We start from the raw sequence: 12,770 nt of genomic DNA, 5'->3' as shown, positions 1-12,770 counted from the left end.
CTAATTCACGGTCGCCATTTCGTCAGACCATTGCCATGCCCCTGTTCGAACCCGTCACGCTGGATACCTCCCGCCTCGTCCTGAGGCCGCCTCGCGAAGCCGACGCGCAGGCGTTCTTCGAGATCTGGTCGGATGCCGAAGCGATGCGCTATTTCTCGTTCTCGCCGATGACGCGGATCGAGCAGGCCGCGGAGCGCGTCGCGCGCAACCTGACGACGTCCGCGAGCGGGCAGGACCTGATCTGCGTGCTCGAACTGCGCGAAACCGGCGAGGCGCTCGGCGAATGCGTGCTGTTCCATGCGCACGAGCAATGCCGGCGCGCCGAGATCGGTTTCAGCCTGCGGCCCAGGTTCTGGCGCGGCGGATACATGCGCGAAGCGGCGACGGCCGTGATCGAGCATGCGTTCGGCGTGCTGAAGCTGAACCGGATCGAGGCCGATATCGATCCGCGCAACGTCGCGTCGGCGCGGCTGCTCGAAAGCCTCGGCTTCGCGCGGGAAGGGCTGCTGCGCGAACGCTGGATCGTCGGCGACGAAGTGTCGGACAGCGCGTTGTACGGGTTGCTGGCGAGCGATCGGCGCGGGTGAGCCGGTGTGACTTGCCCGATTCGCGAGACGAACGTACGCTTTGTCGATACCACGGTCCACCAGCGGGTTCTCGTCCATGCAAGCCCATCCCCTGCGTCTGTCCCCCGGCGACGATCTGCGCGGCGCCATCGAGACGGCATTACGCCAGCGCGAATCGCACGCCGCCTTCGTCATCCAGGGCGTCGGCAGCCTGAGCGTCGCGCAACTGCGCCTCGCCGGTGTCGACGCGCCGACCGAACTGCGCGGCGACCTCGAAATCCTGACGCTGGCCGGCTCGGTGTCGCCTGACGGCGCGCACCTGCACATGTCCGTTTCCGACGCGCATGGTCGCGTGTCCGGCGGCCATGTGTCGAGCGGCTGCGTGGTGCGCACGACGGCCGAGATTCTGCTCGTGCTGCTGCCCGCGCACCGGTTCTCGCGCGAGCTCGACGCGGGCACCGGCTTCAACGAACTGGTCATCCGGCGAGGGCAGGGTGGCGGCGCCGCATGAGTGTCGCGCCGCGGCGCTGGCATGGCCGATCATTCGAGCCCTTCTCGTTACCGCTCATTCCGCAAGATACGATTCATGAACGACTCCGACATCGAACAGAAGGCGTGGGACCTCGTCCGGGCCTGGCTCGAAGGCGCGACGCCCGAGCAGTGGCACCGGTTCGCCGCACGCTCCAATTACGACGGCAACGGCCGCGCGTTGCGCTGGCTGCTGGACAACCGCAACGTCGATCGCGCGACCGCGTTGCTGATCTACTGGAATCTCGGCGCTGCGTGGTTCGTGCAGTACGCGAACGAAAGCGATCTGGGCCACGCGTCGTATCAACGCGATACGTTCCGGCTGCTTCGTGAAATCGAGCAACGGTACGCCGACGGCTATTACGCCGATCACGGAATCTGGTTCGATCCGTACGACTTCGATGGCGCGGGGCCGAACGATTATCCGGACGTCCCGGTCGCGCGGCCCGTGCCGGCGCTGATGCTGCAGCCGACTGACGGCCGCGAGTACGTTGATCTCGAAGAAGCGGACGGGTATGACGAGGGTTTGCCGTTCGACGTGGTCGAGCAGTTGCACGCGCTGTACGACTGACCGGGCATTCGCGCCCGGTCGCCGGCGCACAAAAAAAGGCGCCGCAGCCATTCGGCCCGCGGCGCCTTTCGGTGCGCTGCGGCGTCGACCACCCGCCGCAGCCCGACTGCGTGCTTAGATCTGCACGGTGTCGGCCACTTCCTTGAAGTCTTCGATCTGGTCGAAGTTCATGTACTTGTAGATCTTGTCGCCGTTCGCGCTGAGCACGCCCATGTCGGCCATGTACTCTTCCTTGGTCGGGATCTTGCCCAGACGCGAGCAGATCGCCGCCAGTTCCGCCGAGCCGAGATACACGTTCGTGTTCTTGCCGAGACGGTTCGGGAAGTTGCGGGTCGACGTCGACATGACCGTCGCGCCTTCGCGCACCTGAGCCTGGTTACCCATGCACAGCGAGCAGCCCGGCATTTCGGTGCGTGCGCCGGCCGTGCCGAACACGCCATAGTGGCCTTCTTCCGTCAGCTGCTTCTGGTCCATCTTGGTCGGCGGCGCGACCCACAGCTTGACCGGGATGTCGCGCTTGCCTTCCAGCAGCTTCGACGCGGCACGGAAGTGACCGATGTTGGTCATGCACGAGCCGATGAACACTTCGTCGATCTTCGCACCGGCGACGTCGGACAGCGTCTTCACGTCGTCCGGATCGTTCGGGCAGGCGACGATCGGCTCGTGGATGTCGGCGAGGTCGATCTCGATGACGGCCGCGTACTCGGCGTCGGCATCCGGCGCGAGCAGTTGCGGGTCGGCCAGCCACTGTTCCATCGCCGCGATACGGCGCTGCAGGCTGCGCGGATCCTGGTAGCCCTGCGCGATCATCCACTTGAGCAGCGTGATGTTGCTGTTCAGGTACTCGATGATCGGTTCCTTGTTCAGGTGCACCGTGCAACCGGCGGCCGAACGCTCGGCGGACGCATCCGACAGCTCGAACGCTTGCTCGACCTTCAGGTCGGGCAGGCCTTCGATTTCGAGGATGCGGCCCGAGAAGATGTTCTTCTTGCCTTGCTTGGCGACCGTCAGCATGCCTTGCTTGATCGCATACAGCGGGATCGCGTTGACGAGGTCACGCAGCGTGACGCCCGGCTGCATCTTGCCCTTGAAGCGGACCAGCACCGATTCCGGCATGTCCAGCGGCATCGTGCCGGTGGCGGCCGCGAACGCGACGAGGCCCGAGCCCGCCGGGAAGCTGATGCCGATCGGGAAGCGCGTGTGCGAATCGCCGCCTGTGCCGACGGTGTCGGGCAGCAGCATGCGGTTCAGCCACGAGTGGATCACGCCGTCGCCCGGGCGCAGCGCGATACCGCCGCGCGTGCTGATGAAGTTCGGCAGCGTCTGGTGCGTCTTCACGTCGACCGGCTTCGGATACGCGGCGGTGTGGCAGAACGACTGCATCACGAGGTCGGCCGAGAAGCCGAGGCAGGCGAGATCCTTCAGTTCGTCGCGGGTCATCGGGCCCGTGGTGTCCTGCGAGCCGACCGAGGTCATCTTCGGTTCGCAGTACGTGCCCGGGCGCACGCCCTGGCCTTCCGGCAGACCGCATGCGCGGCCGACCATCTTCTGCGCGAGCGAGAAGCCCTTGCCGCTGTCGGCCGGCTGGTGCGGCAGGCGGAACAGCGTCGACGGCGCGAGGCCGAGCGCTTCACGCGCCTTCGCGGTCAGGCCGCGGCCGATGATCAGCGGAATGCGGCCGCCGGCGCGCACTTCGTCGAACAGCACGTCGGACTTGACCTGGAATTCGGCGATCACTTTGCCATCTTTCAGCGCCTTGCCTTCGTACGGGCGCAGTTCGACCACGTCGCCCATTTCCATCTGCGACACGTCGAGCTCGATCGGCAGCGCGCCGGCATCCTCCATCGTGTTGTAGAAGATCGGGGCGATCTTGCCGCCGAGGCACACGCCGCCGAAGCGCTTGTTCGGCACGAACGGGATGTCTTCGCCGGTGAACCACAGCACCGAGTTGGTGGCCGACTTGCGCGAGGAGCCGGTGCCGACCACGTCGCCCACGTACGCGACCAGGTGACCCTTTTCCTTCAGCGATTCGATGAACTTGACCGGGCCGCGCTTGCCGTCTTCTTCCGGCGTGATGCCCGGGCGCGCGTTCTTCAGCATCGCCAGCGCGTGCATCGGGATGTCCGGGCGGGTGGTGGCGTCCGGCGCCGGCGACAGGTCGTCGGTGTTGGTCTCGCCCGTCACCTTGAAGACGGTGATGGTCAGGCTTTGCGGCACTTCCGGACGGCTCGTGAACCATTCGGCGTCGGCCCAGCTCTGCAGCACGGCCTTCGCGTGCGCGTTGCCCTTGTCGGCGAGTTCCTTCACGTCATGGAACTGGTCGAACATCAGCAGGGTTTTCTTCAGCGCGTCGGCCGCGACGGCCGCGACCGCGTCGTCGGACAGCAGCTCGATCAGCGGCTGGATGTTGTAGCCGCCCAGCATCGTGCCGAGCAGTTCGGTGGCGCGTGCGCGCGAGATCAGCGGGCAGGCGGTTTCGCCCTTGGCCACGGCGGCCAGGAAGCCGGCCTTCACGCGGGCGGCTTCGTCGACGCCGGCAGGCACGCGATGGGTGATCAGGTCGACCAGCGTCTGCTCTTCGCCGGCCGGCGGGTTCGTCAGCAATTCGACCAGTTCGGCGGTCTGCTGAGCCGTCAGCGGGAGGGGAGGAATACCGAGCGCGGCGCGGGCGGCCACGTGAGCACGAAAGTTTTCAAGCATGGGGAGACCTGCTGATATTGCGTTTGAGGGGAAGGCCTTGCCGGCACTCCGGGGCGATTCCAGGCACTGCTTTGAGCGGGATTCTAATCTCAATGGTCTGGAACGTCAAATGTCTTATGTCTTATATAAGAGTTGATGTGCGAAGGGCCGGGCATCGGGGCTGCATGGCCGAGCTGGCCTTGTCTGGCGTGGCCCGGTGAGCGGCCGGCGAGCACGGATCAGGTTGCCGGTGCCGCACATTTCTGCACAAGTACGCGGGAAACGGCACACACGCGGCGCGTTCGCGCGGCTACGCTTCCTGTCCCTGTCGCGCAGCTTGCGATCGGGGTGTGACAGCGCGAGGCGGAAATTGGCGCGTGCCCGCCGATTCGTCCCCGGCGACGGCGATCCTCTTACTCCGGTGTTCAGGACCATGCGATCCAGAGACTCGATTTTCCTGGCGATGTCGCTCGTCGCGTCGTCGGTCGTTCATGCGGCGGCGACCGGCGACGAAACGCGTCGCGAGGCGAGCCGGCCCGTCGCGCTCGTCTATCGCGGCCCCGCCGCGTGCGATGGCTGCCCCGAGGCGATCGCCAGCCGCCTGCGGGAATCGGACGACAAGTTCAAGGTGATCTACGTCGGCCCGGCGGAAAAACTCAAGATCACGCCCGCCGCGCTGGCCGGTGCAGCGTTGTATGTGCAGCCCGGCGGGGGGCAGGACATTTCCGGCGCGGCGGCCAGCATCGGGAAAAATGCAATCAGGGCCGTGCGGCGTTACGTGTCGAACGGCGGGCGTTACCTGGGGCTCTGCATGGGCGCGTACCTGGCGGGCGAACACGGTTTCCGGCTGGTCGACGGCGAGATCGATTCCGAGGTCGGCCGGCCGGGCTCGGCGCTTCACGGCATCGCCGACACGGTCACGCCGGTCGTCTGGCGCGGCAAAAGGCGCTGGATCTACTATCAGGACGGCGCGATGCTCCCGGCCGTGCCGGCCGGCTCGGGCGGTGTCGTGCTGGCGACGTATCCGAACCGCGATATCGCCGCCGCGACGTACCGCTACGGCAGAGGGCGCGTCGGGCTCGCCGGCCCGCATCCCGAGGCCGATGAAAGCTGGTATCGCCGGTACGGCCTCAGGAACCCGGACGGCGTGTTGCCGGACATGGCCGATGACCTGATTCGCGCGACGATGGCGCCGTAGCGGCGCGGTTGCGGCGCGTGACTTATTTCCGCTTCGCCCGGTACGCGTCGAGATTTTTCCGCGCCTGCGCGCGGATGGCGCGTTGCATGAACGGCGTCCAGCCGAGCAGCGCGCCTTTCAGCCCGAGCGCCTGACGCGCCCAGCGCCACAGGTCGAAACTGTCGCGATGCTCGACGATGCGTCCGTCGCGAAACCGGAACCGCGCGTCGATCCGGTTGCCCACCATCCGGCCGGTCGCGGCGAACCGGTAGTGCGCGATCCACGCGGCACGCCCGGCCTGTTCGTCCGCCGCCACGTCGCCGAACGTCAACGAGAATTCCTGCGCCCGCGCGACCAGCATGCGCCACATGTCGCGGGCGAGGTCGCCGCGCAGTTCGCCGAACGCGGGATCGCTGAAGATGACGTCGTCGGCATAGCAGGCGAGCATCGCGTCGATGTCGCGCTGCTGGAAGGCCGTGTAGAAGCGCTGGATCAGTTCGGTGTTCGGATGACTCATCGTGGGGCGTGGCGGAGGGGCGGAGGGGCGGACCATGACGTCCGTCGAAGCGTCGATAAGGAAAATGGCGCCGAGCGGCGTGAGCGGGCGGTTTCGCCCGCGGCCGGCATGTTACAGGATGCGCGTCAACGATTCGCCATCGTGACGTCCCGCTCGTCTCGCCCGGTCACCAGGCAACCGGACATGTAGGCCTCGCTCTGGCTGCCGGCGGCGGCCTCGCCGAAGCCGCGGCCGAGCGCGTCGGCCTTCACCTGCGCGGCGCCTTGCTCGCACGCGAGCGGGCTGGCGTCGCGGCCCTGTGCATGCAGGATCGCGCGATCGCCGATCAGATAGGCCAGCAGCGCGAATACGGCGATATGTACGGTTCGTCTCATGATTCGTCTCCTCGTCGCTGCAGCGTAACGCGGATACGTCTGACGAAGCACTTGGGGCTTCCCCCGGTAAACATCTGCTGAAAACGGCGGCGGGGGCGGTGTGATCCCGCCCTGTCTAACGTCGCCGCGCCGGCGCGCGGGTGATTCGCGCGAGTTTGACGAATGTCAGGGTGCGGACGGGCGGCGGCGGTTGCGCGGCCGCTCGAGGCGATAGCATGAACACATGATTTGACGGAATGCGATGGCGGATCAATGCCCCGGTTCCGGCAAGCAGGTGCATGTCGAATATCGCTGTCGAAATAGTGAGGAATCCAAATGCTTAACGTCTCTTCCGTCCTGCTCAGTCTCGCCCCGATGTGGGCCATCCTGCTGCTGGCGTCGTCCGCCGCCGCCTATTTCGTGTTCTGGCGCAAGGTCATCGACTGAACGCCGCTCGATGACAGGACGTGCGCGACGCACCGTGCGCGCACGTCCTCGCCGCGCGTTCGACGGCCGACGGCGCAAGCCCGCGGCCCGTCACGCGACCGGCGTCAAGGGCATCCCCGCGCCCGATGCCGGTCATTGCACGGCCGTCACCGGCACATTCGAAATTCGCACCAGCCGGCCCATCACGCTGCGGCGAAACACCGACATCAGCGCATGCAGCGGATCGTGCCGCGGCGCGACCACCACGATCTCGTCGCATCCGGTCTCGGCTGCCGCGGTTGCGATCGTGTCGGCCACCGGGCCGACCTTCATCACGACGGTGTATTTGACGCCGGCTTCCCGCAGGATCCGCTCCGCCGTCGCCAGATCGTCGGACGCGAACTTCTCCTCGATCGAGCGCAGCCGCGACAGCGGGTAATAGGCCTCGAGCCGCGTCGATTCGAGCGGCGCCTGCACGTTGATCAGCACGATCTCCGACGCGCACCGTTCGCGATACAGGAATGTCGCATGGCGAACCGCCTGCAGCGAGCGGGGCGAGTGACCGACCGGAACCAGCAGCTTGAGCATGAACGATGTCCAGGAAACGAGATGCTTCCAGCGTAGCGTGCGGCCGCGGCGGGCGATCTAAAGAGATCGGGCGGCCGCGTAAAAATGTCGTTAACGCGCGTCGTCGTGTGACGCGCCTAATTAGAAATATAAGAAATTTAAGTTTATGCGCATAAACGATTTCACTGGCCGGGACCGTGTGCATGACCCGACGCGCCACGCGCCGATTTAGTCGGATCCGCAATGAATCGCGACGGAAAATATCGGAGGTCGCCGATCCGGCGTCGCGTAGAGTAGAGCATCGGCCGCGGCGGCGGCCCCTTCCGGCCGGCCGGGAGCGACCGCCGCCTCGCGGCCCGCCATTCCATTGCGATTCCAGGAGACCCCGCATGCCGCACGGCGCCCCGCAGCTTCTCGCTCCCGCTTCCATTTCCGTCGATCCGATCGTGCGCCTGTCGGCCGGCGAGCTCGCCGCGGCGATCCGCAGCAAGGCGGTCTCGTGCGTCGAGACGATGCGTGCGTATCTCGATCACGTCGAGCGAGTGAACGGTGCGGTCAACGCGATCGTCGCGCTGCGCGAGCGCGATGCGTTGCTGGCCGAAGCCGCGGAAAAGGATGCCGCACTGGCGCGCGGCGAGTACCACGGCTGGATGCACGGGATGCCGCAGGCGCCGAAGGATCTGGCGATGACGAAGGGGCTGCGGACGACCTACGGTTCGCCGATCTTCCGCGAGAACGTGCCGCAGGCCGATTCCGTCGGCGTCGCGCGGATGCGCGCGGCCGGCGCGATCTTCATCGGCAAGACCAACACGCCGGAGTTCGGGCTCGGCTCGCACACGTTCAACGAGGTCTATGGCGCCACGCGCAACCCGTACGACCTGACGAAGAGCGCGGGCGGCAGCAGCGGCGGCACGGCGGCGGCGCTCGCGGCGCGGATGCTGCCGGTCGCGGACGGCAGCGATTTCGGCGGTTCGCTGCGCAACCCGGCCGCGTTCTGCAACATCTACGGCTTGCGTCCGTCGCAGGGTCGCGTGCCGCGCTGGCCGGGCGTCGACGTATTCATCCAGCAGCTCGGCATCGAAGGGCCGATGGGCCGCACCGTCGGCGACGTCGCGCAGTTGCTTGCGATCCAGGCCGGCTACGACGCGAACGATCCGCTGTCGCTCGCGGAAGATCCGGCCGTGTTCGCGCGGCCGCTCGACGCCGACCTGCGGGGCAAGCGCATCGCGTGGATCGGCGACTGGAACGGTTATCTCGCGACCGAGGCCGGCGTGCTTGCGCAGTGCGAGCAGGGGCTCGCGGTGCTGCGCGAGATCGGCTGCGACGTCGACGCCGCGTTGCCGGCGTTCGCCCCCGACCGCATCTGGCGCTTGTGGCTCGCGCACCGGCACCTGCTGTCCGGCGGCGGGCTGCTCGCGCACTATCGCGACCCGGCGCGCCGCGCGCTGCTGAAGCCGGAGGCGATCTACGAAGTCGAGGGGCTGCTCGCGATGCAGGGCGCGGCGGTGTTCGACGCGAGCGTCGAGCGCACCGCGTGGCATCAGGCCGTGCTGAGCTTCTTCGAGCGCTACGATTTCATCGCGGCGCCGACCGCGCAGGTCTTCCCGTTCGACGTCGACCAGCGCTGGCCGAAGGAGATCGCCGGCCGTGCGATGGACACCTATCACCGCTGGATGGAGACGGTCGTGCCGTGGACGCTGGCCGGCTGCCCGGTGATCAACGTGCCGGTCGGTTTCAACGACGCGGGGCTGCCGATGGGCATGCAACTGATCGGGCGCCCGCGTGCCGATCTCGCGGTGCTGCAACTCGCGCGCGGCTACGAGCAGGCGGCCGACTGGGTGGGCCGGCGGCTGCCGGCGTGGATGGCCGCGTAATGGCGCGGCCGGCCGACGGCCGGTATCGGGGTGATGAAACGGGCGGCGGCGAGCCGCCCGTTTTGTTCCGACCGCCGAACGCGACGCCCGGCGGCGATGCGTGTTGCCCTGCTGCATGCAAGGCTTGACTCCGCCCGCATTGACGCAACGGAAGAACGAATGCCGGTGCGCGCGTGAGATCGAACGGCAAACGTGGACGAATCCGCGCAACGACGTCCACCGGTCGCGGAATGGCAAGCGGCTACGCACCGCGATTTCGTTTCGATGTGTTTCAGTCGTTGCGGTACGGCGCGACGCGCTTCGACAATATCGCCTCGACCATTCGGGCACGAGGGAAACACATGAAGCACATTCGCGCGACCGGCCGGTACCTGGCCTCGGCAGGCATCGCGTTCGGCATCCTGGCGAGCGGTGCCGCGCACGCGCAACTCGACCTGCAATCGCTCGGCGCATCGCTGCTCGGCGGCGGGCAGCAGCAGGCGGCCCCCGCGCAGGGCGGCGGTGTCGCGCAGTTGCTGCAAGCCTATGTCGGCGCGAACCAGCAGGTGCTGACCGGCCAGTCGTCGCTCGCGTCGGCGATGGGGCTGACCGGTGCGGCCGGGCAGGCGCAGCAGGCCGCGAGCCAGCTGTCCGGCGGCAATGCGCTGACGCCGGCCGCGCTGTCGCAGATGGGCGGCGCGCAGCAATCGGTGTCGCAGGCGCTCGGCCAGGCGTTCGCGAGCGGCGGCGCGACGCACGGCCCGATCGACAAGCAGGCGTTCAGCAACGGCCTCGCGTCGCTCGGGCAGGGGCTCACGCAGTATTCGCAACTGCAGTCGGGGCTCGGCAATCTCGGTTCGACGAGCGCGGCGTCGCTGCTGCAGTCGGGCCTGAACCCGCAGAACATGCAGGCCGCGTCGTATATCGCGCAAAGCGCGCCGGGCCAGTTGCAGTCGCTCGCGGCGACGCTCAGCCAGGCCGTGCAGTTCGCGACGAGCCAGGGCATTTCGGTGCCGTCGGTCGCATCGTCCGCGCTGAAGCTGCTGCCGTAACGTCGTGCGGTTGCGGGTTCGGGTGCGGGCGTGGACGCATCGGCATCGGGTGCGGCGATGAACGATCGCCCCGCCCAACATGGGGATGTCGCACGATGCTATCGTGGCGTGTCCCTGTTACCGGTGCCGGTTCATGACTGATTCGTTCGACCTCTCGCGCTATTTTTCCCGCATCGGCTACGACGGCCCGGCCGAGCCGACGCTCGACGTGCTGCGCCGGCTGCATCTGCTGCATCCGCAGGCGATCCCGTTCGAAAACCTCAACCCGCTGACCGGCGCGCGGGTCGCGCTCGACCTGCCGTCGATCGTCGACAAGGTGATCGAACGCCGCCGCGGCGGCTACTGCTTCGAACTCAACAAGCTGTTCTACACCGCGCTCGCGACGATCGGTTTTCGCGTGACGCCGCTGATCGCGCGCGTACGCTGGATGCGGCCGCCGGAGGTGCCTGCCGCGCACACGCACATGCTGCTGCGCATCGACCTCGACGGCGCGGCGTGGCTCGCGGACATCGGTTTCGGCAGCGCGACGCTGACGGCGCCGCTGCGTTTCGTGCCCGACGAGCGGCAACCGACGCCGCACGGCGCGTTTCGTATCGTCGCCGCGCCGGTCGACGGTGAATTCGACGTGCAGCTCGAGACGCCGGACGGCTGGCAGACCACGTACCGTTTCCTGCCGAAGCCGGTCGAATGGATCGATTACGACGCCGCCAACTGGTTCACGTCGACCTATCCCGACTCCATCTTCCTGCATGACCTGATCGCGTGCCGCGTGCTGCCGGAAGGCCGCGCCGCGCTGCGCAACACCACGCTGACGCTGCGCGACGCAGCGGGCGCGGGGCGCGCCGTCACGTTCGACAACGCGGCGGAGTGGAGCGCGTGCCTGCGCGACACCATCGGCGTCAATACCGACGGATTCGATCTCGACGCGCTGTTTGCGCGGCTCGCGGCGCGTGCCGCCGCGCAATAACGCGAACGCACGATCGTCGCAGGGCGGCCCGTGCGCGGACCGCTTCCGGCTTTCATCGTCGATCCCGCCGCTTGCGCGATTGACATTTGCTAGATTGCTAGCATACTAGTATCCATGACCGACGAAGAAGTGAAGCAGTTCAACGTGTACCTGCCGCTCGGCCTGATCCGGCAGGTGAAGCATCGCGCCATCGAAACGGAGCAATCGCTGTCCGCGCTGGTGGCCGACGCATTGCGTGCGTATCTCGCCGCGCCGCCGCCCGGCGCGGAACCGTCCATCAAGGAGCCGTGACATGTCATCCGAGCGAATCGAAGCCGTGTACCTGACGACGCACAACTGGGGCAAGTCGGCGAAGTTCTTCCAGGCGCTGGGCTTCAGGCTGGAATTCGAAACCGATCACCAGTCGGGCCAGCTGCGCAGCGGCGACGGTCCGTTCCTGTTCATCGCCGAAGTGCCGCCGAGCGAGACGCCGGACATGCAGGTCGTGCTCAAGGTGCCCGACGAGCAGTCGGTGCGGCCGCAACCGATCGTCGACGTCGTCACGCCGTTCGAGGACACGCATTGGGGCACGCGCGACATGACCGTGCGCGACCCCGACGGCCGCGTGTGGCGCCTGCAGGCGCCGGGCAAGCAGGGTGCGTGAGGCCGGCATGACCGCTATCCGCGAAGACGCCCCCGACAGCACGGCCGCCCGCGTCGCGCTGTGGCGCGCGCTGCACGTGCGGCTCGACGCGCCACCGCACGTGCTGGCCGACGAGGTCGGGCTCCAGTTGCTCGCGCCGCCGCCGGGCTGGCAACAGCGCGGCGACATGGATCCGCAGTTCACGCGGCCGTTTCGCGCGTCGATCGTCGCGCGGGCGCGCTTCATCGAGGATCTCGTGACCGAGCAGGCCGCGCGCGGCGTGAACCAGTACGTGATCCTGGGCGCGGGCCTCGACAGCTTCGCGCAGCGCCGGCCGGACATGGCGTCGCGCGTGACCGTGTTCGAAGTCGATCCGCCGGCGCCGCAGGCCTGGAAGCAGCGCCGTCTGGCCGAGCTCGGTTTCGGCGTGCCCGACTGGCTGCGTTTCGTGCCGGTCGATTTCGAGGCGAAAGCGTCGTGGCGCGACGCGCTCGTCGGCGCGGGGTTCGATGCCGGCAAGCCGGCCGTCGTGGTGTCGACCGGCGTCAGCATGTACCTGACGCGCGAGGCGAACGCGGCCGCGCTGCGCGAGGTCGCGTCGCTCGCGCCGGGCTCGACGCTCGCGATGACGTTCCTGTTGCCGCTGGAGAACGCCGATCCGGATGTGCGTCCGGCGCTCGACATGGCCGCGAAGGGCGCGCGCGCGAGCGGCACGCCGTTCATCAGCTTCTTCATGCCGGCGCAGATCCGGGCGCTCGCGCTGGAGGCCGGTTTTGCGAAGGCCGTGCATGTATCGGCCGCGGAGCTGACGCGCCGCTATTTCGCCGATCGCGCGGACGGCCTGCGGCCGCCGAACAACGCGGAAGAGCTGCTGGTCGCGACGGTCTGAACC

14 protein-coding genes are annotated in these 12,770 nt (G+C 67.7%); 10 read left to right on the top strand and 4 right to left on the bottom strand.

Annotated features, from left to right (window positions below; all coding sequences use genetic code 11):
* Positions 1-35 precede the first annotated feature (35 nt).
* The 3 genes from AC0KUR_RS05005 to AC0KUR_RS04995 all read left to right on the top strand — a co-directional run bounded on the left by AC0KUR_RS05005 (position 36) and on the right by AC0KUR_RS04995 (position 1,665).
* Positions 36-587, top strand: a complete 552-nt coding sequence (locus AC0KUR_RS05005) for a GNAT family N-acetyltransferase (protein ID WP_049032715.1) — start codon at positions 36-38, stop codon at positions 585-587.
* A gap of 76 nt (positions 588-663) precedes the next feature.
* Positions 664-1,077 carry a PPC domain-containing DNA-binding protein gene (locus tag AC0KUR_RS05000; RefSeq protein ID WP_367188558.1) on the top strand — a complete coding sequence of 138 codons (414 nt, stop codon included), beginning with the start codon at positions 664-666 and terminating at the stop codon, positions 1,075-1,077.
* Positions 1,078-1,152: 75 nt separating this feature from the next.
* Positions 1,153-1,665, top strand: coding sequence for a DUF4274 domain-containing protein (locus tag AC0KUR_RS04995; RefSeq protein WP_124610035.1), 513 nt, complete (start codon positions 1,153-1,155; stop codon positions 1,663-1,665).
* 114 nt (positions 1,666-1,779) lie between these two features.
* Here the strand turns inward: AC0KUR_RS04995 and acnB are convergent, their stop codons facing one another.
* Positions 1,780-4,365 carry a bifunctional aconitate hydratase 2/2-methylisocitrate dehydratase gene (gene acnB, locus AC0KUR_RS04990; protein WP_034189884.1) on the bottom strand — a complete coding sequence of 862 codons (2,586 nt, stop codon included), beginning with the start codon at positions 4,363-4,365 and terminating at the stop codon, positions 1,780-1,782.
* Positions 4,366-4,594: 229 nt separating this feature from the next.
* On the opposite strand from acnB, the gene AC0KUR_RS04985 reads away from it, so the two are divergent.
* The gene (locus AC0KUR_RS04985; RefSeq protein ID WP_473375672.1) at positions 4,595-5,542 is read left to right on the top strand and encodes a BPL-N domain-containing protein; all 948 of its coding nucleotides are present in this window, start codon (positions 4,595-4,597) and stop codon (positions 5,540-5,542) included.
* A gap of 22 nt (positions 5,543-5,564) precedes the next feature.
* On the opposite strand, the gene AC0KUR_RS04980 is transcribed toward AC0KUR_RS04985, so the two are convergent.
* From AC0KUR_RS04980 to AC0KUR_RS04970, 3 genes are all read right to left on the bottom strand, one after another.
* The gene (locus AC0KUR_RS04980) at positions 5,565-6,038 is read right to left on the bottom strand and encodes a nuclear transport factor 2 family protein (protein ID WP_034189882.1); all 474 of its coding nucleotides are present in this window, start codon (positions 6,036-6,038) and stop codon (positions 5,565-5,567) included.
* Positions 6,039-6,163: 125 nt separating this feature from the next.
* Positions 6,164-6,412 (bottom strand): hypothetical protein, encoded by a 249-nt coding sequence (locus AC0KUR_RS04975; protein WP_034189881.1) that lies wholly within the window; start codon positions 6,410-6,412, stop codon positions 6,164-6,166.
* 558 nt (positions 6,413-6,970) lie between these two features.
* Positions 6,971-7,405: a universal stress protein gene (locus tag AC0KUR_RS04970; RefSeq protein WP_034189880.1), complete on the bottom strand. Its 435-nt coding sequence runs from the start codon at positions 7,403-7,405 to the stop codon at positions 6,971-6,973.
* 368 nt (positions 7,406-7,773) lie between these two features.
* Between AC0KUR_RS04970 and AC0KUR_RS04965 the strand changes: the two genes are divergently transcribed.
* The 6 genes from AC0KUR_RS04965 (at position 7,774) to AC0KUR_RS04940 (ending at position 12,767) form a co-directional block, all read left to right on the top strand.
* The gene (locus AC0KUR_RS04965; protein ID WP_473375478.1) at positions 7,774-9,258 is read left to right on the top strand and encodes an amidase; all 1,485 of its coding nucleotides are present in this window, start codon (positions 7,774-7,776) and stop codon (positions 9,256-9,258) included.
* A gap of 341 nt (positions 9,259-9,599) precedes the next feature.
* Positions 9,600-10,289 carry a hypothetical protein gene (locus AC0KUR_RS04960; RefSeq protein WP_049030883.1) on the top strand — a complete coding sequence of 230 codons (690 nt, stop codon included), beginning with the start codon at positions 9,600-9,602 and terminating at the stop codon, positions 10,287-10,289.
* Between the two features lie 133 nt (positions 10,290-10,422).
* Positions 10,423-11,256, top strand: a complete 834-nt coding sequence (locus AC0KUR_RS04955) for an arylamine N-acetyltransferase family protein (protein WP_124671094.1) — start codon at positions 10,423-10,425, stop codon at positions 11,254-11,256.
* Positions 11,257-11,370: 114 nt separating this feature from the next.
* On the top strand, positions 11,371-11,547 hold the full coding sequence (locus AC0KUR_RS04950) for a ribbon-helix-helix protein, CopG family (RefSeq protein ID WP_034189876.1): 177 nt from the start codon (positions 11,371-11,373) through the stop codon (positions 11,545-11,547).
* 1 nt (position 11,548) lies between these two features.
* Entirely contained in the window at positions 11,549-11,899 is a 351-nt protein-coding gene (locus AC0KUR_RS04945) for a VOC family protein (RefSeq protein ID WP_034189875.1), read from the top strand.
* A 7-nt stretch (positions 11,900-11,906) separates the two neighbouring features.
* Entirely contained in the window at positions 11,907-12,767 is an 861-nt protein-coding gene (locus tag AC0KUR_RS04940) for a class I SAM-dependent methyltransferase (RefSeq protein ID WP_059557602.1), read from the top strand.
* Positions 12,768-12,770 lie beyond the last annotated feature (3 nt).

Source organism: Burkholderia sp. YHN3-13 (assembly GCF_055810675.1).
This window is presented reverse-complemented; position numbering and strand designations above follow the sequence as displayed.